Consider the following 18571-nt stretch of genomic DNA (forward strand, 5'->3'; position numbering starts at 1 on the left):
CTACCTTGGAGTTTATAAGTCTTATCGCCGGTTCTTATTTATTTCTTTAAATGTGGTGTCAACAGTCCGTAACAACCTGAAAGCATCATATTTCCAAAAGGTGCGGCAAAATGCAGTTTTTTCCAGATATTCTGGTCCATATCTTCCTTTTTCATATTCTGTAATATGTTGCGCCTGGGTCCTGTGACCATTATAGACATGATGAAATCCTGTCCAGGTGTCTCTTTTATGTAACATCCATGTCCTCCATCATTGAATATGTCGTCAAATCCAAGTTTTCCCGAGGCAAAATCATTGATGTACTGTTGTAGCTTTTTCCCGTCAAGGGATGATGTATGATGCTCAAAAAGGGCAACAATCCTATTATTGTCAACAATTGCTGCAAGGGTGTGACCGTTGCCTATATTCACAACAATAGAGGGCTGTATAGCTTCAGGGTCAAGAAGTGCGCCAAATATGGCGGAAGGGCCTGTATCCATTATAGTGGTATCTTTGCTTATAAGTGTCCTTGATACTGATTCCATACGGGTGAATTCTTCTGGAATAGTATTGTCACTATATGCGAACTTGTCGAAGTCGCCGCCTTCATCTATAAGCCTTTCAAAGATTTTGAATCTGTAAATACGATTACTGATGTCTGGAGAGTTCCCGTGATCCTGAACAGCTATTGCAATTTGATCTGGCATCTCAACTCCAAAGCTCTCCAGTGCCCTGGTTATTGCATCCAGGTCTATGTCCTGTAAAATGATTATTTCCGACTCGTCAGGAACAATACACGTTTCCTCTATTAGGTCGATGCCCATTGCTCTGACTCTTTCAAGATCGTCCTTTATTGTAAGAGCTGCTTTTTCAGTAGCATATACTTTGTAACCTTTTTCAATATGGGCTCTAATGGCCTTTACAGAAGGTCCCCCGCCCATAACATCTCCTTTTAGAAATATGTCCTGTTCCCGAATGGTTGCTTTTTTAATCATGTCAGCAACAATAAGAGTTGGAGACGGCATTATCATTACAAGACTGTTCTCAACTTCTCTTTCCGTATCGTACAGCAGTATGTCCTGAGTACCGGTACCAACATCTATGGCAAGTATTTTCATGCTTATATCGCGTGATTCTTATACTTATTCTGGTATAAATACTTCGTATGAGCAGTCCATCAACCAGAGAGCATAAAAAAGATTCAGAAAAGTCTTACTCCTTTTACCTGATCACCGTTTCTACTTCCAGGTATGAGGAATATGGTAACGTTTCATCACCGGATGATGCAGAGGACGGTTCCGGAAAAATGATGTACGATCTAGTTATTTCCAGGGGGCATAATGTTTCTAAATATGAGTTGGTTCCTGATGAGTCTTCTTTAATTCAAGGTTCTGTACACCGCGCGATTGAATCGGATGCTGACATTATTGTTACAAGTGGTGGCACAGGTCTTGCCTCAAAGGATGTAAGCATAGAATCTCTGGTTCCTTTATTTGAAAAAGACATTCCAGGATTTGGTGAACTGTTTCGTTATAAAAGCATAGAACAGATAGGTAGCTCGGTTATTCTCACACGTGCAGCAGCAGGTTTGTTGAGGGGTAAGATAATATTCTGTCTTCCGGGTTCACCTTCAGCTGTTGAGCTGGCATTAACTGAAATTATCCTTCCTGAGGCTGGTCATCTTGTGAAACATGCTCGTCAGTAACCAAAACAGGTTTATATGGTATATTTTATTTAATTAAACTGTGTCAAAAGGCACTTTTATATATGTTAATATTTATATATTGTATGGGGTCCACTATATAGTCGGTAGCACTCTAGATGAAAATCAGCATGTAGTTAGGGGCAAATCCTATATAGAATCCCAATGAAGAGGGAATCATGTCCGGGTATTCTTTAGGCATTAAGGAACTGGATGAACTGCTTGGCGGCATCCGGGAAGGAACTAATCTAATGATGATAGGTCCTCCTATGAGCCGAAAAGATGAACTGTTGGACGCAATTCTATTTAATAGCCAAACTTCTGAAGATTCAGCCATCATAGTTTCAACGCGTGAACCCGGTGAGCGTGTGCTTGGATGGTTCGAAGATAATGGCATGGATATCTCAAATGCTGATATTGGTATAGTTGACTGCGTAACCAAGACTCTTGGTCTGGGGGCAGCTGACACCGAGATGATAAAAAGGGCCGCAAGTCCTGTAGATCTCACCGGTATTGGGGTCAAAATCAGTCAGTTTTTTGAAGAAATGCTGGTAAGAAGGCAGAAGGAAAAAATACATTTGTGTATTAATTCGTTGTCTACCATTCTCATGTATTCTAATATACAGACTGTATTCCGTTTTCTTCATGTTTTCACAGGGCGTGTGAAGGCAGCTAATGGGTTTGGACTTTATGTTGTGGAAGATGAGATGCATGATGTGCAGACTATAGCCACGCTGAAGCAGCTTTTTGATGGGATGATCGAGATCAAGGCCGTAGGAGATGCCTATGCGATAAGGATAGTTGGCCTAACATCAAAACCTACTCCATGGTTTGAATATAGTATTGACGGGACGGAGATATCCCTAAAGAAAACATAATGTTTTTCCATATGCTGAGGAAGTGAATTTCCGGTATATTGCTCATTTTGTATTTTTGGAGTACATGCTTTTTATACTATCTTATAATTGAATAATTTATATTGAACTATTTATCAGGTGTATCATAATGGAAAAAGAAAAGTTATATCAGTTAAGAACTGAAGCCACTAAAATTAAACCACTTATCAATATCGGAAAGAACGGAATGACTGAATCTGTATTGGAAGAAATTAAAAAACAGGTCAAGGTAAATCGTCTTGTCAAAATAAAGATGTTAAAGACAAGTGCTGAAGGTGAAGATATCAAAATATCTGCAGAAAAACTTGCAGAGGCAACAAAGACGACTCTTATTGATGTAAGGGGAAGTACAGTAGTGCTTTATAGGTGATTTGTTTCTTTAAAGCCTTCTCCTGAAACGATTTCTACTTCCTGAACAATCATAAGTTCAGTTGGTAGTATTTCTTTGAGTTTGGGAATAAGGTTTCGTATTTTTTCTTCTTTGTCCACTGCTTGTACGATCACCGGGAGGTCTGTTCCTAGCCTGAGGACGCTTGCAGTATGTATCTTTTGATGGACTCCATATCCTTCTATGCAATGGTGAACCGTGGCCCCTGCTATCCCCTCATCTTTCAGGAATTCTATGACGGCGTGGTGTGCGGTTTTACCTTTGTACTTATCGTTCTCGCTAAGATATATCCTTAAAAGCAATGTTCTCATGACCTGTTTCCTCTGTTAATCCGTAGTTTTAATTCGATATGTCACATTTGTTTTCTGACTATAAATAGCAAGGTTCTCATGGTTTTTGTGTGTATATTCTATTTAGCAAAATTTATAGCATAAACGAGATTCATAGTACTCATGGAGAAAAGCAAAGCCATAATATTTGCAGCACTGGTGGTTGTGGTGTGTGCGGGTATTGTTGGCGCATACGTGCTGTATGGTTCTGGTTCTGACAGTCCCAGTATAAGTGAATCTGATGCATTAGATGTAGTTTTGAGTAACCCTAATGCATCTGAATATTATTCTTCCTACTTCCTTGTAGAGGACTGGAGAGTTACAGTCACAACACTTGTCGGTGCATCTCCTAATGGCAACACATCAGAAGAGGGAGTATGGAAGGTTGAGATTATGGAACGTAGCTGTGCATGTTCAAACATAAAACCCCTGCTTGTAATAGAAGGATATGTTTCTGGAAGCACAGGCGAGCTTTTTGAAGTAAGTACAAAATACATTTCTGAAAGCGAATATGATAAGGAAACCTGTTCATCGACCGTCTGCCACTAAATTACTACCTGGCAGAATTATTTTGACTTTAATGCTTTTGCTGACATTGGGTTTTTGTGCAGGCATATTTGTGACCTATATGGTCGTAGGATTCGGTATACTGAACACTATCAGTTACTTCCCGAATATTCGTACAATAATCACAACATTGATGGTTATACTGGTAGCTCTGCTTGGGTTGTGGCATCTTTATGATGCATACTACATTAAAAAGCATTCAAAGTCGTCTTTCAAAACACCACGGTCTTTTGTTGAGTTCATGGGTAAGGCAGAAGGAAAGAATATATTGATACTATCTTTTGCAGGTGGAAGCATTTTTTCACTTGTCAAAGCTCCATGTGTGGGTGCAGTTTACCTTATGATCCTTGAAATGCTCATAACAGGTGATGACATGTTGGGTGGAGTTATGTATCTGGCACTCTACAATCTGGGTGTAGTGTTGCCAATATTGATTATTGGAGCTCTCCTTGCTTTTGGGGTTGATCCTGGAAAAGTCAACAATTTCAGGGAAAAAAGACGTGCGGAGGTTCGGTTAATTACAGGTATAATTCTGATACTGCTGGCTGTCTTGCTGAATTTCAATATTATCTGAATGTGTGCTGGTAAATCGTAGCCTTAACGATTACCTGGCAATGTTTATAGGCTAAATATCTGGTATGCCAGAGCTGCTGCACACAGGCACACAACTACATTAAGAATGATATTCAACAGGAAATAATTGTTCTCTCCTTCTTCCAGCAGCTTGAAGCTTTCATACGCAAAAGTTGAAAAAGTAGTAAAAGATCCCAGCATTCCAATGCTGACAAAATACCTGAGGCTACCATCAATTGATGAGAAAGTCATTGCTGCCAGTACAAAACTGCCTATGCCGTTCACAGTGAGGGTTCCGGCAGGAATTTCATTAACTCTTGGAATCGCACCGGATACCAGGTACCTGAGTATTGCCCCGAGAAATCCCCCGGTTCCCACAAGCAGAATTTCAAAGACCACTGCTGCCTTCCCTCCTTCTGAGCAAATAAACAACAAATCCTCTTCCAGTGAAAACTCCTGCAAGGGTCAGGATAAGATTTGCGAGGATGTTGGACGCAGCTTCAATAAATGGCATCTGGAATGTCTGGACTGTAAATGTGGAAAATGTAGTTAACGACCCCAAAAAACCGATGCCAAAGAACAGACGTGTTCTGGGAGATACGTATCCAAGGTACTCGGAGTTATACATCAGAAAACCAAGCAGTATGCTTCCAAGTACATTGACAACAAGAGTACCTGAGGCTGGCCCGAAAAGCCCTGCTACAAGGAATCTTGAAATTGCCCCGAAGAATCCTCCTGCTCCTATGGTAAAGAGTTCAAGGGCCTGGTCTATGGAAAAATCACTATTCAATCAGCACAACGTCCACTTTGCTTCCTTCTTCGTATCCTTCCACGTTCTCAGGGATTATTACAAACCCGTCTGATTTTGCGATGGAGCTCAATATGCCAGCACCTGCTGTCATTAGTGGCCGGGCGATATCTCCGTCAAGGATTACTCTTGCATAACTGACGTATCCTTCTCTGGACATAATTTTGCCACTCAGGGTGGCTCTTATTGTGGTTTCGGGTATGTCTGGAATGTTTCCTGCCTTGCGCAGCGCAGACTTCCCAAATGCAAAAAGTGCTACAAGGCCGGCAGCAGGGTATCCTGGCATACAGAGGATTGGCACATTGTCTGCAACACCAAGAGCAGTGGGCTTTCCAGGGCTGAGTCCAACGCCGTGGACTAATTTCTTTCCAAGTTTCTCAACAACCGCAGGTACATAATCCTTATCTCCCACGGAAGTTCCGCCGGACACAACAATCATATCAGTGTCAAGATTCGCTTTTATTATGTCCTCTATGAGTTGTTTGTCTTCCGGGACAATATCACAGTATCGTGCAATTCCGCCCCATTTCTTCACATACTCTCCTATCATGAGGCTGTTGATGTCAAGTGTCTTACCTGGTGGCGGGACATCATCTCCTGGTAATGGCAGGAGGTCTTTACCGGTAGGTATTATGGCAACAATGGGTTTTGCGTATACTTTTACGTTATTGATTCCAAGTGATGCAAGCACTGCAATATCGCATGGCCTGAGAAGATGGCTTTTATTGAATATAATCTCATTCTTCCTTACATCCTCTCCGATCTCTCCAACGTTCTTGCCAGGGTGAACCTGCGCTCTGATCTCGATCATATCTCCAATGGATATCGTATCTTCCATCATAAGCACGGCATCTGCATCGTCAGGAACGCAATCTCCTGTATTTACCGGGGCACATGTGCCTTCAATAACTTCATCTGTTACCTGTAGCATCACGGGGTTCGTAGGTGATGCACCCATGAGGTCCACAGACCTGACTGCAAAGCCATCCATTGCAGAACGGCGATAATGAGGTACATTACGAGGTGCGAGTATGCTTGTTGAGAGCACTCTGCCAATGGATGATGTCGCAGGAAGCAGTTCTGTCTTTTCCATACCTTTTATTTCGGCAAGAAACATCTCTTTTGCTTTTCCAACGTCTGTACGTTCTCTGAATAACATTCCGGAACCACCTTAAAATTATCCGCCTGAAACCGGGGGGAATACTCCCATCTCATCACCGTCACTCAGGATCGTATCAAGCCCTTCCATGTGTTTGATGTTGTTCCCGTTAAGGAACACATTAATGTAACCACAAAGTTTCAGCTCTTCACCTGTTTCAAATATAAGTTCATTCAAGGATGGATATTGTTCTGTAAGGGAAAGCAGAACTTTCTTTACAGTATCCCCTGTTAATGATAATGAAGAAGTTTGTGCAATCTCTCTTAAGTTTGCAAAGAGTTTCACTTTAACGTTTGCCATGGGGACATTATTCCATACGGATATGTTATAAAACTAATCCATGTCAGAATGAGATAGTATGCACTGATAGTCATAAAACAGTAATAAACAACAATTAAAAAGTTCTGGTGGGATAGCGCGGATTTGAACCGCAGTCCAAGCGTCCCAAACGCTCGAGGATGGACCAAGCTACCCTACTATCCCAATCAGATTCAGAAGGGTAGCTCTCAAATAGCATATATTGTATAAATAGGTTTCGTGAGGACGAGTATGCCATGTACAAAAACGAAGATAAATTCCGAAAAAAACATGTTTTTTGTCACTGGTCACCTGCTCTATCAAAAGTCCAGCTCCCAATTCCCATCATTATCAGGGCAAAAGCCGTGATGACTGTCAGGGATAGGGCAATAGGCACATCAGGTGCTTCAAGCAGCATCCACCTAAAAGCTTCCACACCGTATATCAGGGGATTGAGGTGGACGGGGATGCTAAGCCATCCGGGCATATTCTCCATGGGGTAGAATGCCGTGCTGGTCATAATAGTTGGAAACGTGATGAAGGTCATCATCTGGAAACCTTCGGCAGAATCGAATTCCTGAACGGTTCATCTCACTCCCAGCGTTTGTACACGTCGTTATCAATTCCCATCAGGTCAAGGGCACGTCCGGCCATGGAATTAACCAGATCATCAATTGTCTGTGGTCTGGAGTAGAAGCCGGGGCTTGCAGGAAGTATTATCCCACCAGCTCTTTGAAGTCTGAGCATGTTCTCCAGATGTATCTGGTTAAGAGGTGTTTCACGGGGCATCAGAACAAGTTTTCTTCTCTCTTTCAGGCAGACATCGGCAACCCTCCCAAGCAGGTTATCTGACATACCACCTGCGATCTCTCCGAGTGTTTTCATACTGCAGGGTGCCACAATCATCCCGTCGAATCTGTGGGAACCGCTTGCAATGGGTGCCGTGAAGTCATTTTCATCGTATACTGCATCCGCTAGTCCTTCCACATAACCGACATCATAGTCCGTTTCAATCTCTATTATCTGTTTTGCAGCTTTTGTAATGACCAGGTGTGTCCGAATGTCTGTCTGCGATAGTATTTCCAGTAACCTTATCCCGTACGCAGAGCCGGATGCTCCGCTGATTCCTATTACAATTTCCATTAGACTCCCTCCTGAATTATGACTGACAGCTCATGGATCATTTCCTCTGAAACAGAGACGATTTCTTCTATTTCATCTTTAGTGATATTGTCCAGATGAATACCAACGATAAATACGGATGTCGATTTACAGTTCTCGCTCATAACATTCGCACCAAGTGCCGCAATTTCAGTTTCCCTGTGTCCCGGGGTTGTGATCACAGATGATGATGCTCTGCCTGACGCCTTATCGTAAAACCCTACTGCCACTGCTCCAACATGTGCATCTCCACCTGTCAGACAGGCAATGTAGTCATCGCCCTCTTTTTTCCAGTCAAGTGTAAGACTTATCATGTTTGTATTTTTTTTGATATAGTGCATCCTATCCCTCTATTTCGGTTAGACGGAACTGTTTTGTTACCTTCTTGGTGTCAAAGAAATTCCTGGCTGCCTTAGCAACATCTTCTCTGTGTTCCTTTGGTGTGTAGACGCCCATCTTCCAGTTATCAAAATGTGCCTGCTCAAGGGTTGCAACAATATTTGAAGCTTCATCCAGCCGTACCATCCTGTGATTAATCTTTACCAATGCCTTCATTTCTGCAATTTCCGGGCTCTTTGGTATGTCTATAAGCACGCTTTCCGCTTCAATTCCCACATCCTCCGCTATTTCCGCTTCAACTCTCTTGATGTTCCTTCGATGTCTGAGTACTCCCTCCCCAACTTCGTCAAACCCGACGTATAGTGCTCGCTTATACAGTTTTCTATTGTCCAGTCGTTGTGCAAGTTCTCCGGCGTAACCGTCATCATTGCGGATCATTTCAAATACTCTGGAATCGTTCATTTTCCTAAGGTCAAAGGGGTTAAGTGCTTCCTTTTGAATCAAATCGTCAACGGCCCTTATGAACATTGTTTCTGCTATCCTTGAAACGTGATGGTAATAAACAGACGGATGCATCAGGAACCTTGACACCAGAAGTGATTCAGCTGCTTTCACACCGCCGGCAGTGACAACAAGTTTGTTCTCATAGAACTTCATCTCGTTAATGAGCCTTACGTGGTCTACAAGACCAAATGCTACTCCTGTATAATGCGAATCTCTTACAAGATAGTCCATCCTGTCCACATCTATCTCACTGTTGAGTATCTTGCCAAGGTCTGTCTTTCCCTGGATATGGTTCTCAATACTGGCAGGGTTTAAACCATTTTCATTAAGCACTTCTCCGAGTTCACCTGCTCTCAATATATCCCGGACATCCTCATGCCGCTTTCTTGTATAATGTTTTGTAAGTCCTTCGGTAACATGTGAGAACGGACCGTGTCCAATATCATGAAGAAGAGCTGCAATTCTCAGTTCTTCTTTTTCATCATCAGAGATTGAATCTATTTTATTTGTGAGCATGGTTGCCAGGTGCATTACACCAAGGGAATGTTCAAAACGGGAATGGTTTGCCCCCGGGTATACAAGATTTGAAAGCCCAAGCTGGCTTATTCTTCTTAAACGCTGAACCTGTGGTGAATCTATAATTGATAGCGTGAGTGGATCAAGTTCTATATAACCATGAATCGGATCACGGATGACTTTCATATATTTTAAATACGCTTCATCTTATAATGATATTCCGATAACAGGACGAGGAAGAACATGATTATTTTATCAGGTGGTACTGGAACTCCCAAATTATTGAATGGTCTTCGTGAAGTATTTCCGGAGAAAGACCTCACTGTTGTTGTTAATACAGCAGAGGATATATGGCTATCAGGCAACCTTATCACTCCTGACATCGACACTGTACTCTACCTTTTATCAGGCAGGTTGGACAGTTCACGCTGGTGGGGTGTAAAAGAAGACACCTATCGTACCCATGAGGCAATGAAGGCAGTAGGGCATAATGAGGTCATGATGCTTGGTGACATTGATCGCGCAACCCACATAATGCGTTCAGACCTTATCAGAAATGGGCATACACTTACAGAAGCCACAAATCAGCTTTGTAGATATTTTGAAGTAAATGCAAAAGTGTTACCAATGTCTGATGATCCAGTTTCTTCTATGGTAATTACTCCGGAAGGAAAAATGCACTTCCAGGATTTCTGGGTTGGAAAACGTGGGGAACCAGAGGTTCTTGAGGTCCGTCAGGAAGGCATTGAAAAAGCTTCAATATCTCCTGCTGTACTGGAGGCACTTGAGAATGAAGATGAGGTGCTGATTGGTCCCAGTAATCCCATTACAAGCATTGGTCCTATCATTGAACTTCCGGGCATGCGAGATATTCTCAAAAATAAAAAAGTCATAGGTGTAAGTCCTATAATCGGAAATGAGCCGGTTAGCGGACCTGCTGGTAAATTAATGACCGCAAGGGGAATTGAAGTTTCATCCTGTGGAGTTGCTTCATATTATTCTGATTTTCTTGACCACATGATAATCGATGAACGTGATGTGGTCGATGAACAAAAATTCCATAAATATGATTGTAGTGTGTCCCAAGCTGATACTTTGATGAAGTCTGTGGATATAAGCAGCGAATTATCAGGGATAATACGTGATATATTCAGAAATATGTAAAAGTGTACATAATTTTCTCAGTTTTTCTATTTTATCCCTCATGCACCGCTACATATTTTAATGGGTATATTTTTATTATTTTAACACATATATTCTGTAATTCTGCATATTAAATCAGGGTACATACAAAACAGACTCTCAAGGTGAAATTGTGGGTGATGAATGGAAAATAGATATTGACATTCCTGATATAGGAATGATGGTCACGCTTATGACAACTGCGTTGTGCTCGGTAATAATGGGTGCTGCAGAAATTGCTTACACTATGCTATGGATCACAGCTTCCTATGTGAGGCATGGGAAAGACTTTTTTCTTGATCTACTGAATGCAAAGGCACTCACATGGACGGCAGAATACATCCTCGTAGCAGGTTCGTTACTGCTGCTATCATCTATGCTTTTCCTGATGAGTTCTTCATTCTCTTTGTATGAGCTTAACGGACTCGCAAAGAATCCGGAAAAAAAAGTACACGTCAGAATAGTGTTTGCTTTTTTCGTTGGAGGGCTTGTACTCTTGTTCCTTGCTCTAATTTCTGCGATAATTCTTAGGTATCTGTAAATTTAAGTGCAACTACAATTACAACTGATAATAATTAATGCTGGAAAAGGCGATAATATGAGTTCAAGTATCACAGGAACAATAAAAGAAGTTCCAAAAACCGTGGAAGGACCTTCACAATACCTTGAGGAGATTTCCCGCAAGGCCACAAGGACAGAAAGGGTACTTTATCCAATAGCTGCCATTGTCGGGCAGGAAAAAATGCTCAGGGCACTCATATTGAACACAATTAATCCTTCGATTGGTGGTGTTCTTATACGAGGTCAGAAAGGTACGGCAAAATCAACTGCTGTGAGGGGTCTGGCAGAAATATTACCTGACATCGAGGTAGTAGAAGGATGTAAGTTCAATTGTGATCCAGGTGATCAGGAGAAATTCTGCTGGGAATGCATAGAGAAAAAAAGAAAAGGCACACTTCGTGTGATAAAACGCCAGAAGAAGGTGGTAGATCTCCCTGTAGGCGCAACTGAAGACAGGGTTGTAGGCAGTCTGGATATTGAAAAGGCAGTCCGTCAGGGTGTACAGGCATTTGATCCGGGTATTCTTGCCCAGGCAAACCGCGGTATTCTTTATGTTGATGAGATCAACCTGCTTGATGATTTCGTAGTTGACGCACTTCTTGACGCAGCCGCCATGAGCGTGAACACAGTTGAGCGTGAAGGTGTAAGTGTCAGTCATCCAGCTGATTTCATTATTGTGGGTAGTATGAATCCTGAAGAAGGGGAACTTCGTCCACAATTGCTTGATAGGATAGCACTACAGGTTGAAGTTACAGGTATCTATGATGTTGAACAGCGCATTGAGATCGTAGAAAGACGGAACAGGTTCAATGACGACCCAAAACAATTCATACGTGAATTTGAAGCTGAACAAGATAAGCTCCGTTCTAAAATCATAAAAGCTATGCAGTTACTTCCAAGGGTATCCACTACAAGGGAAAATCTGCGTACAATTGCCGAAATCTGTATCGCTTTTAATGTAGACGGGCACCGTGCAGATATTATGATCGAGCGTGCGGCCCGTACAAATGCGGCATATGAAGGCAGGGAACGTATCACCAATGATGATATCATAGAAGCATCAGAAATGGTCCTGCCTCACAGGATGCGCAAGAAGCCTTTTGAAGAGGAAGAGTTCAGTGTGGATCAGCTCAGGGCCGTTGTAGACGGAAAAGTACGATAGGGGTGCAGGATGAGCGAGAGTGAACTTGTTCAGCGCCTGCGGAGGAATCTTCCTCGCTACTATGGCATAAAAGTGATGTATATAGGTGGTCCTCTGCTCGGGTTGCGTATCCCACGCAACTCTGTTTCTGAATTCTCAAAGGAAGATACTGAGATCCTATATGAGCAGTTGTATTCAAATATGGAGCAGATAAGGCCTTCAGAGATCGAGGATGTGTATATCATTGCAGATTCTGACCACCTTGTAATTGATTCGGATACTTTTTTTGGACCTATTATCGGGGTGCCTGATTCTGCACTTTCCTCTGTTATTAAAAACACGCAGGACAACGGATCTTATGATGCCGCTATCGTGCTACCGGATGAAGTTGCAGAGCCTGATCGTTCTTTAGTGGCCGATATGATTCCCGAAGATGCTTTTGCACCGGTTACTAATGCTTTTTCTTCTGAAGAAGACTTCGAAATATCGGCCTTTGCAGGTTTATTGGAGCCGGAGGCTGACGATACTGATGAACAGGTTGGAGACGTCATGTTTGAGGCACTACGTCCTGTTAAATTGGAAGAACGTGCTTCTGTATCTCCATCCCAGGTTTGCCTTTATGAGTCGGAAATATGTGTAGAGTTAGCTCCAAGGGATTATGTTCCGATTCTTGGTCATGATGAACTGGAAGATGAATTAAATGTTGATTCATCTCGTGGAAAGTCAGCATCTGATAAGTTGTTTGAAGATCTTAAAAATGACAAGACCGTTGGCAAGATACTCAATGACTTTGCCCGCAATTCTCAAAAAAAAAGACTTGCCGTAGGCCGGTTGAAATCAGGACGGCGTGCAGAGGTACTTACCAAGAGCAAACGTGGTCGTTATGTCAGGTACAGAATACCTGGTGAAAAGATCACAGATATTGCCATTGCTCCCACGGTTCGTGCGGCAGCACATCATGCAAAGGACGGAAAGATAGAGATCAAAAAGAGTGATATCAGGGAAAAAGTAAGGAGAAGGCGTATCTCCAGTCTTATCAATATTGTTTTTGATACATCCGGCTCAATGGATGAGCACGAAAAAGTACAGATTACAACAAGTGTAGTCCTTGCCCTGTTAAAGGATGCTTACCAGCGCAGGGACAGGGTCTCACTTGTAACATACAATGGCCGGTCCGGTGAACTTGTATTGCCGTTCACATCATCGGTGGAAGCTGCAAAGCGTTATCTTGAGAATGTGCCATTTGGAGGTACAACTCCTATGGCTTCAGGTTTACTTATAGGGCTGGATACCCTTGTCAGGGAAGTCAAGAAAGAGCCATCAGCTGTGCCTATAATGATACTTGTTACTGATGGGACTGCAAACTCTCCTCTTCATCTGGGGGGTAACATAAGAAGAGAGGTAATACAGATATGTAAACAGATCTCAGATCACCATGTCAATATTCTCGTAGTAGATATAAGTGACATTGGTTCCAACCTTGCCAAAGAGGTTGCCTTGCATAGCAATGGAAACTATTATCATCCCAAATCACTGAGTAAGGAAGCTCTGTATTCTGTCATAAAACAGGAACGTGATATAAAGACTGCTTTTATTGCGATATGACCGTGGAGTTTTTCTCCAACGGTCTGCTTTTATATATTGGCAGGTAGTAAGGCGGTAATTATGTTAGAGATGCTTCATAAATCCCTGTTGAATGCACCGATAGTGCACAGAGGCGATTATCATTATTTTATTCATCCTATATCAGATGGGGTTCCTCAGCTTGAACCTGCGCTGCTTGAGGAGATAACTAGTCATATAATGGGAATGGTCAATCAGGATTTTGACAAAATACTTGCTATAGAGGCCATGGGTATTCCTCTTGCCACAGCACTTTCAATAAAGACCGGAGTTCCCTTTTCAATTATCAGGAAAAGGCCATATGAGCTGGAAGGTGAGGTCAAACTTTCCCAGGAGACTGGTTACTCAAAAGGTGAACTCTACGTAAATAATGTCATGAAAGGCGACAGAGTGCTTATAGTGGATGATGTGGTAAGTACGGGTGGCACTCTTGTAGCACTCATAAATGCTCTTGAAGGCATTGGTGCTGTTATCGTGGATACGATTGTCATTATTGAGCGTGGTGACGGTGTTTCAAGATTAAAAGATGAGGGTATTGATGTAAAAACCCTGGTCCGTATTGATGTAACTGAAAAAGGTGTTTCTATAGAGGCTGCTCATGAGTGAAGGCGAAGCATTTGATTTCCAAATCGATCGCATTATCACTATTGTGAAGGATACTGGTGCAAAGGTTATTGGGTTACAGTTCCCGGAAGGATTCAAAAGAAGATCTCCCGGTATTGGTTCCAAGATAGAGGATGAGACTGGTGTCACTGTACTCATATCAGGAAATCCATGTTTTGGGGCGTGTGATATTGACGTTGCGCTAGTGGACAACGTTGAGGTTCTGTTCCACTTCGGACATGCACCTCTTGATGACAATGCGCTCTCAAGGAAGGTTTATTTTATTGAGACACGGTCGGATGTGGATGTGAAAGCTGTTGTAGAACTTGCTGTACCTGAACTTAAGGGACAGAAGATAGGTCTTATAACCACAGTTCAGCATGTTCACAAGCTGAAAGATGCGTCTTTGGTTCTGAAAGAACATGGTAAGGATTGTGTGATATGCACTGGTGACAGCAAGATAGCATACCCCGGTCAGGTGCTTGGATGTAATTTCTCCGCCGCAAGGAATGAGGATTGTGATGAGTACCTCTATATTGGGAGCGGACAGTTCCATCCTCTTGGTGTTTCCCTGGCAACTAAAAAACATGTTCTTATTGCAGATCCTTTCGTCAATGAGCTTCGTGAAGCAGACAGTTCCAAGGTACTAAGGCAAAGAAGTGCTGTAATTGCAAAATCACTTGATGCTGAATCATTTGGTATTGTTGTATCATCAAAGCCCGGTCAGGAGCGTATGAAGCTTGCTGAGGAACTAAAGAAGATGGCAAAAAAACACGGTAAAGATGCTTATATTCTCACTATGGACCTTGTGACTCCGGATCAGTTGTTACAGTTTAAGATGGATGCATTTGTGAACACTGCATGTCCCAGGATTGCAGTGGATGAGGTTGGAAGGTTCAATGCGCCAATGCTTACTCCTCTGGAGTTTGAAATAGTTCTTGGTGAAAGGGAATGGGAAGACCTTTATTTTGATGAGATAGCAGGTGAGTGATTTTGAAGCAACGAAAGCTTGAGATTTTACTTGAACAGGTGGGAGGTTTTGAATCTCCTAACGTTAATCTTGAACAGTATGCCACTCCAGCGTTGTTAGCTGCTGAAGTGTTGCATTTTGCTTACATGCAGGGCGATCTTGAAGGTACAGTGTCCGATCTTGGTTGCGGTACAGGAATGCTTGCCATCGGGGCAAAGTTGCTCGGGGCTGAGAAGGTTATTGGCTTTGACATTGACAGGAAGGCTCTGGAAGTTGCCAGGAAAAATGCTGAAAAGCTTGGGGTAGATGTGGATTTTGTCCACAGTGATATAACAGATATTGAAGGTCATGCGGATACTGTTGTCATGAACCCTCCGTTTGGTGCACAGACCAAAGGGAGTGATCGACCGTTTCTTTTAAGTGCGTTGAAAACCAGTGATGTGGTATATTCCATTCATAATTGTGGAAGCCATAATTTTATTAGTAAGTTCATAGGTGATGCCAGAATAACAGACTGGTATACAACAGCCTTTCAAATGAAACGAACATTTAAATTTCATAAAAAAGAAGTAGAAATAATAAAGGTGGAAATCTACCGTATTGTGCGGTAACAGCATTTATTGCCGTTCTTACTTAAAATAGACTATGTATTTTATGCACTTTTATATTAATTCCAGCTCATAAGAGGGATTCTAATTAGAATAAGAAATAGAAGAAAGACTTCACGCAGGAAGATCAAATCATCTGATTCCGGAGGCCAGGAAATTAGTGAGGAAGAAGTTGCTGTATCTGTACAGGAAACTGTTGCTGTACAGAAAAATGTCTCAAAAGATCTCACTAAAGGTGAGAAGGGACAGGTTAAACGCGGTGGAGCAAGAAAGAAGGATATGGAACCCGTGAAAGGGTCTACGGGAGAGGATGACATGGATGCAGAAGACGAAGTTAACACAGAAGAAAGTGTTTTTGTAATGCCCGGTGATTTTGTAGGTACTACAGAGGAATTCAGGGCAGGTAATGGAACTTATGTCAACGTGGCAGATATCCATTCACTCAGTACCGGATATGTAAAGATAGACAGAAAGTCAAGGACAATTTCCATTGTTCCCCAGACCAGCACTCCTCCTCAGATCAATGAGGGTGATATTATTGTCGGAAGCGTTGTCAATATGCGTGAATCTGTTGCTCTGGTGGAGATAGGAGCTATTAAAGGCAAAGGTGAACGTGAGTTCCAGACCAATGGCGCAGCAGCTATTCATGTTTCCAACGTGAAGGATTCTTACGTCAAGAACCTTGGACAGGAGTTCTCCCTTTCAGATGTTGTAAAGGCAAAGGTCATCAACACACAGAACATGCGTCTGACAACAGATGGCAAGACACTTGGCGTTATGAAGGCATTTTGTTCAAGATGCCACTCTGGTCTTGAAAAAGACGATGACAGGTTGAAGTGTCCGGAATGTGGTCGTGTAGAGAAAAGAAAGCTCTCATCGGACTATGGAACAGGACTTATCTGAAGATCATTGCATGATTATCGTATAATTTAGGTGAGATTAAGATGGAATTGAAGATCATTGATAAAACAGAAGATGAGATGCACCTTGAGATCATAGGTGAGAATCACACTCTTCTCAATATGCTTAAGTCAGCTTTGCTTGATGACCAAAGGGTTCAGATAGCAACATACGACATGAAACACGTTTCAATAAGTGATCCTATACTGTTTGTGAAAACAGATGGTGCAGACCCTATTGGTGTAGTAAAGGATGCTGCAAACAGCATGGTTGCCCAGTGTGACGAGTTCATGTCAATTTTTAAGACAGCTGTAGACGTTTAAATTAGTTTGAAGTAGCACCTTTTGGTGCAATTTCATCCATTTTATTTTTCATTTACCTGTTAATCATGGTTTTATTTTTATAGATTGAGATTAATTATTTTTCAATGAACATTTTTAACTAGTATTGGAAAGTTCAGTATTCACTATAATTCATACATTCATACTTCAGGGGTAATATTATGGAACTCGATGATTCTATTCTCAACAAATTCGGTTTTATTGCGCGTGGTCCTAAAGATGCTATAAATATTGACCCGCTCCAGACAGGTGGCAAACTCACAGAAGATGCCCGTAAAGCATTGCTTGAATGGGGAGACGGATATTCGGTTTGTGATTTCTGTGGTGGCGTGCTTGATCTTATAAAGAAGCCTCCGATAGAAGAGTTCATTCACAATGCATTGCCTGTATTTCTGGATACGGATGCTGTGAGGATTACCCACGGAGCAAGGGAATCCAAGTTTGCAGTTATGCATTCAATGGGCCAGGAAGGGGACTATGTTGTGCTTGATGGTCTTGCTCACTATTCATCTTTCGTTGCTGCACAGCGTGCAAGGTTGAACGTGAAGACTGTTCCCCACAGTGGTAGTCCTGAATACAAAACAGATGTAGAAGGATATGCTACCGCAATTGAGGAAGTAATAAGAGAAACAGGTAAGGCTCCGGCACTGGCACAGGTCACATATCCTGACGGTAGTTACGGTAACCTTGCGGATGTTAAGAGAATATCCGACATCTGCCACAGTTATGATGTTCCACTGATGCTAAATGGTGCTTATTCTGTGGGCAGGATGCCTATACAGGCAAAGAAGATGGGTGTGGATTTTGTTGTGGGAAGTGGCCATAAGTCCATGGCATCATCAGGACCGATTGGTGTTCTGGGTGTCAGAGAAGATTATGCTGATATCGTTTTCAGGAAATCATCAACCCACAAGGTCAAAGAAGTAGAATTTCTGGGATGTACTGCAAGAGGTGCTACTGTGATGACAATGATAGCATCATTCCCGGAAGTTGTACGTCGTACCCGTAACTGGGAAAACGAAGTTGCTGATGCACGTTGGTTCTCGTCAAAACTGGAAGATATGGGAATCATACAGATGGGTGACAAACCACATAACCATGACCTGATGTTCTTTGAAGCACCTGTATTCTATGACATCTCACAGACCGCAAAGAAGGGCAGATATTTCCTGTACCGGGAACTTAAACAACGTAACATCCACGGTATCAAGTCCGGACTTACAAAATACTTTAAGCTCAGTACTTTCCAGGTTGGAAGGGAGAATCTCTCATACGTTGCAGATTCTTTCCAGGAGATCATTGACAAGTATCAGAAGGCAGAATGAACTGCCTTTTCATTTATTCCTGTATTCCTTTTATTTTTGTAGATAGTTGGAAAGATTTCATTATGCTTGTTCGAGACTAATCAGTATTTCTTCTTCCGG

Annotated in this window: 25 protein-coding genes and 1 tRNA gene; 15 read left to right on the forward strand and 11 right to left on the reverse strand. The window is 42.2% G+C overall.

Annotation, left to right across the window (positions count from 1 at the left end; all coding sequences use genetic code 11):
- Window positions 1–38 precede the first annotated feature (38 nt).
- Window positions 39–1097 carry a DUF1786 domain-containing protein gene (locus tag QZZ23_RS03745; protein WP_292466941.1) on the reverse strand — a complete coding sequence of 353 codons (1059 nt, stop codon included), beginning with the start codon at window positions 1095–1097 and terminating at the stop codon, window positions 39–41.
- A gap of 47 nt (window positions 1098–1144) precedes the next feature.
- Between QZZ23_RS03745 and QZZ23_RS03750 the strand changes: the two genes are divergently transcribed.
- The 3 genes from QZZ23_RS03750 to QZZ23_RS03760 all read left to right on the forward strand — a co-directional run bounded on the left by QZZ23_RS03750 (window position 1145) and on the right by QZZ23_RS03760 (window position 2947).
- Window positions 1145–1684 (forward strand): molybdenum cofactor biosynthesis protein B, encoded by a 540-nt coding sequence (locus tag QZZ23_RS03750; RefSeq protein WP_292466943.1) that lies wholly within the window; start codon window positions 1145–1147, stop codon window positions 1682–1684.
- Window positions 1685–1860: 176 nt separating this feature from the next.
- Window positions 1861–2559, forward strand: coding sequence for a recombinase RecA (locus QZZ23_RS03755; protein ID WP_292466944.1), 699 nt, complete (start codon window positions 1861–1863; stop codon window positions 2557–2559).
- A 127-nt stretch (window positions 2560–2686) separates the two neighbouring features.
- Window positions 2687–2947 (forward strand): YhbY family RNA-binding protein, encoded by a 261-nt coding sequence (locus QZZ23_RS03760; RefSeq protein ID WP_292466945.1) that lies wholly within the window; start codon window positions 2687–2689, stop codon window positions 2945–2947.
- Here QZZ23_RS03760 and QZZ23_RS03765 read toward each other — a convergent pair.
- Window positions 2938–3276 carry a DUF190 domain-containing protein gene (locus tag QZZ23_RS03765; protein ID WP_292466946.1) on the reverse strand — a complete coding sequence of 113 codons (339 nt, stop codon included), beginning with the start codon at window positions 3274–3276 and terminating at the stop codon, window positions 2938–2940. The two genes, QZZ23_RS03760 and QZZ23_RS03765, sit on opposite strands and share 10 nt — an antisense overlap.
- A gap of 141 nt (window positions 3277–3417) precedes the next feature.
- On the opposite strand from QZZ23_RS03765, the gene QZZ23_RS03770 reads away from it, so the two are divergent.
- Window positions 3418–3843, forward strand: a complete 426-nt coding sequence (locus QZZ23_RS03770; RefSeq protein ID WP_292466948.1) for a hypothetical protein — start codon at window positions 3418–3420, stop codon at window positions 3841–3843.
- 31 nt (window positions 3844–3874) lie between these two features.
- Entirely contained in the window at window positions 3875–4435 is a 561-nt protein-coding gene (locus tag QZZ23_RS03775) for a cytochrome c biogenesis protein CcdA (protein ID WP_292467195.1), read from the forward strand.
- 44 nt (window positions 4436–4479) lie between these two features.
- On the opposite strand, the gene crcB (QZZ23_RS03780) is transcribed toward QZZ23_RS03775, so the two are convergent.
- From crcB (QZZ23_RS03780) to QZZ23_RS03820, 9 genes are all read right to left on the reverse strand, one after another.
- A complete protein-coding gene (crcB, locus tag QZZ23_RS03780) occupies window positions 4480–4860 on the reverse strand; it encodes a fluoride efflux transporter CrcB (protein ID WP_292467197.1) in 381 nt (126 codons plus the stop codon).
- On the reverse strand, window positions 4823–5224 hold the full coding sequence (gene crcB / locus QZZ23_RS03785; protein ID WP_292466949.1) for a fluoride efflux transporter CrcB: 402 nt from the start codon (window positions 5222–5224) through the stop codon (window positions 4823–4825). Before crcB (QZZ23_RS03785) ends, crcB (QZZ23_RS03780) begins: the two co-directional genes overlap by 38 nt.
- Window positions 5217–6401, reverse strand: coding sequence for a molybdopterin molybdotransferase MoeA (locus QZZ23_RS03790; protein ID WP_292466951.1), 1185 nt, complete (start codon window positions 6399–6401; stop codon window positions 5217–5219). Before QZZ23_RS03790 ends, crcB (QZZ23_RS03785) begins: the two co-directional genes overlap by 8 nt.
- Window positions 6402–6419: 18 nt before the next feature.
- Window positions 6420–6701 (reverse strand): ubiquitin-like small modifier protein 1, encoded by a 282-nt coding sequence (locus tag QZZ23_RS03795; RefSeq protein WP_292466953.1) that lies wholly within the window; start codon window positions 6699–6701, stop codon window positions 6420–6422.
- Window positions 6702–6806: 105 nt separating this feature from the next.
- A tRNA-Pro gene (locus QZZ23_RS03800) sits at window positions 6807–6884 on the reverse strand.
- Window positions 6885–6999: 115 nt separating this feature from the next.
- Window positions 7000–7248, reverse strand: a complete 249-nt coding sequence (locus tag QZZ23_RS03805) for an ABC transporter permease (protein WP_292466955.1) — start codon at window positions 7246–7248, stop codon at window positions 7000–7002.
- A 41-nt stretch (window positions 7249–7289) separates the two neighbouring features.
- Complete coding sequence (locus tag QZZ23_RS03810) at window positions 7290–7841, reverse strand: UbiX family flavin prenyltransferase (RefSeq protein ID WP_292466957.1); 552 nt, start codon at window positions 7839–7841, stop codon at window positions 7290–7292.
- Window positions 7841–8173, reverse strand: a complete 333-nt coding sequence (locus QZZ23_RS03815; RefSeq protein ID WP_292466959.1) for a hypothetical protein — start codon at window positions 8171–8173, stop codon at window positions 7841–7843. Before QZZ23_RS03815 ends, QZZ23_RS03810 begins: the two co-directional genes overlap by 1 nt.
- 28 nt (window positions 8174–8201) lie before the next feature.
- Entirely contained in the window at window positions 8202–9404 is a 1203-nt protein-coding gene (locus tag QZZ23_RS03820) for an HD domain-containing protein (RefSeq protein WP_292466961.1), read from the reverse strand.
- Between the two features lie 57 nt (window positions 9405–9461).
- On the opposite strand from QZZ23_RS03820, the gene cofD reads away from it, so the two are divergent.
- From cofD to pscS, 10 genes are all read left to right on the forward strand, one after another.
- Window positions 9462–10382, forward strand: a complete 921-nt coding sequence (gene cofD, locus QZZ23_RS03825) for a 2-phospho-L-lactate transferase (RefSeq protein WP_292466963.1) — start codon at window positions 9462–9464, stop codon at window positions 10380–10382.
- A gap of 151 nt (window positions 10383–10533) precedes the next feature.
- Window positions 10534–10941 (forward strand): hypothetical protein, encoded by a 408-nt coding sequence (locus tag QZZ23_RS03830; RefSeq protein WP_292466965.1) that lies wholly within the window; start codon window positions 10534–10536, stop codon window positions 10939–10941.
- 57 nt (window positions 10942–10998) lie between these two features.
- Window positions 10999–12123: an ATP-binding protein gene (locus tag QZZ23_RS03835; protein ID WP_292466967.1), complete on the forward strand. Its 1125-nt coding sequence runs from the start codon at window positions 10999–11001 to the stop codon at window positions 12121–12123.
- 9 nt (window positions 12124–12132) lie between these two features.
- Window positions 12133–13707 (forward strand): VWA domain-containing protein, encoded by a 1575-nt coding sequence (locus QZZ23_RS03840; RefSeq protein ID WP_292466969.1) that lies wholly within the window; start codon window positions 12133–12135, stop codon window positions 13705–13707.
- A gap of 60 nt (window positions 13708–13767) precedes the next feature.
- Window positions 13768–14331 carry a hypoxanthine/guanine phosphoribosyltransferase gene (gene hpt, locus QZZ23_RS03845; protein ID WP_292466971.1) on the forward strand — a complete coding sequence of 188 codons (564 nt, stop codon included), beginning with the start codon at window positions 13768–13770 and terminating at the stop codon, window positions 14329–14331.
- Complete coding sequence (dph2, locus tag QZZ23_RS03850) at window positions 14324–15319, forward strand: diphthamide biosynthesis enzyme Dph2 (protein WP_292466973.1); 996 nt, start codon at window positions 14324–14326, stop codon at window positions 15317–15319. Before hpt ends, dph2 begins: the two co-directional genes overlap by 8 nt.
- A gap of 2 nt (window positions 15320–15321) precedes the next feature.
- Window positions 15322–15909 carry an METTL5 family protein gene (locus QZZ23_RS03855; RefSeq protein WP_292466975.1) on the forward strand — a complete coding sequence of 196 codons (588 nt, stop codon included), beginning with the start codon at window positions 15322–15324 and terminating at the stop codon, window positions 15907–15909.
- A 312-nt stretch (window positions 15910–16221) separates the two neighbouring features.
- Window positions 16222–16809, forward strand: coding sequence for an exosome complex RNA-binding protein Csl4 (locus QZZ23_RS03860; protein WP_292466976.1), 588 nt, complete (start codon window positions 16222–16224; stop codon window positions 16807–16809).
- 41 nt (window positions 16810–16850) lie between these two features.
- Window positions 16851–17129, forward strand: coding sequence for a DNA-directed RNA polymerase subunit L (locus QZZ23_RS03865; RefSeq protein WP_292466978.1), 279 nt, complete (start codon window positions 16851–16853; stop codon window positions 17127–17129).
- A gap of 179 nt (window positions 17130–17308) precedes the next feature.
- A complete protein-coding gene (gene pscS, locus QZZ23_RS03870; protein WP_292466980.1) occupies window positions 17309–18472 on the forward strand; it encodes an O-phospho-L-seryl-tRNA:Cys-tRNA synthase in 1164 nt (387 codons plus the stop codon).
- The last annotated feature ends 99 nt before the right edge of the window (window positions 18473–18571 follow it).

This window comes from Methanolobus sp. (assembly GCF_016278385.1).
Lineage (GTDB): Archaea > Halobacteriota > Methanosarcinia > Methanosarcinales > Methanosarcinaceae > Methanolobus.

Bases quoted from the DNA above. Each gene is read 5' to 3' on its own strand.
- QZZ23_RS03745 (WP_292466941.1), bottom strand. From the start codon at position 1,097: ATGAAAATACTTGCCATAGATGTTGGTACCGGTACTCAGGACATACTG.
- QZZ23_RS03750 (WP_292466943.1), top strand. From the start codon at position 1,145: ATGAGCAGTCCATCAACCAGAGAGCATAAAAAAGATTCAGAAAAGTCT.
- QZZ23_RS03755 (WP_292466944.1), top strand. From the start codon at position 1,861: ATGTCCGGGTATTCTTTAGGCATTAAGGAACTGGATGAACTGCTTGGC.
- QZZ23_RS03760 (WP_292466945.1), top strand. From the start codon at position 2,687: ATGGAAAAAGAAAAGTTATATCAGTTAAGAACTGAAGCCACTAAAATT.
- QZZ23_RS03765 (WP_292466946.1), bottom strand. From the start codon at position 3,276: ATGAGAACATTGCTTTTAAGGATATATCTTAGCGAGAACGATAAGTAC.
- QZZ23_RS03770 (WP_292466948.1), top strand. From the start codon at position 3,418: ATGGAGAAAAGCAAAGCCATAATATTTGCAGCACTGGTGGTTGTGGTG.
- QZZ23_RS03775 (WP_292467195.1), top strand. From the start codon at position 3,875: ATGCTTTTGCTGACATTGGGTTTTTGTGCAGGCATATTTGTGACCTAT.
- QZZ23_RS03790 (WP_292466951.1), bottom strand. From the start codon at position 6,401: ATGTTATTCAGAGAACGTACAGACGTTGGAAAAGCAAAAGAGATGTTT.
- QZZ23_RS03795 (WP_292466953.1), bottom strand. From the start codon at position 6,701: ATGGCAAACGTTAAAGTGAAACTCTTTGCAAACTTAAGAGAGATTGCA.
- QZZ23_RS03805 (WP_292466955.1), bottom strand. From the start codon at position 7,248: ATGATGACCTTCATCACGTTTCCAACTATTATGACCAGCACGGCATTC.
- QZZ23_RS03810 (WP_292466957.1), bottom strand. From the start codon at position 7,841: ATGGAAATTGTAATAGGAATCAGCGGAGCATCCGGCTCTGCGTACGGG.
- QZZ23_RS03815 (WP_292466959.1), bottom strand. From the start codon at position 8,173: ATGATAAGTCTTACACTTGACTGGAAAAAAGAGGGCGATGACTACATT.
- QZZ23_RS03820 (WP_292466961.1), bottom strand. From the start codon at position 9,404: ATGAAAGTCATCCGTGATCCGATTCATGGTTATATAGAACTTGATCCA.
- cofD (WP_292466963.1), top strand. From the start codon at position 9,462: ATGATTATTTTATCAGGTGGTACTGGAACTCCCAAATTATTGAATGGT.
- QZZ23_RS03835 (WP_292466967.1), top strand. From the start codon at position 10,999: ATGAGTTCAAGTATCACAGGAACAATAAAAGAAGTTCCAAAAACCGTG.
- QZZ23_RS03840 (WP_292466969.1), top strand. From the start codon at position 12,133: ATGAGCGAGAGTGAACTTGTTCAGCGCCTGCGGAGGAATCTTCCTCGC.
- hpt (WP_292466971.1), top strand. From the start codon at position 13,768: ATGTTAGAGATGCTTCATAAATCCCTGTTGAATGCACCGATAGTGCAC.
- dph2 (WP_292466973.1), top strand. From the start codon at position 14,324: ATGAGTGAAGGCGAAGCATTTGATTTCCAAATCGATCGCATTATCACT.
- QZZ23_RS03860 (WP_292466976.1), top strand. From the start codon at position 16,222: ATGGATGCAGAAGACGAAGTTAACACAGAAGAAAGTGTTTTTGTAATG.
- QZZ23_RS03865 (WP_292466978.1), top strand. From the start codon at position 16,851: ATGGAATTGAAGATCATTGATAAAACAGAAGATGAGATGCACCTTGAG.
- pscS (WP_292466980.1), top strand. From the start codon at position 17,309: ATGGAACTCGATGATTCTATTCTCAACAAATTCGGTTTTATTGCGCGT.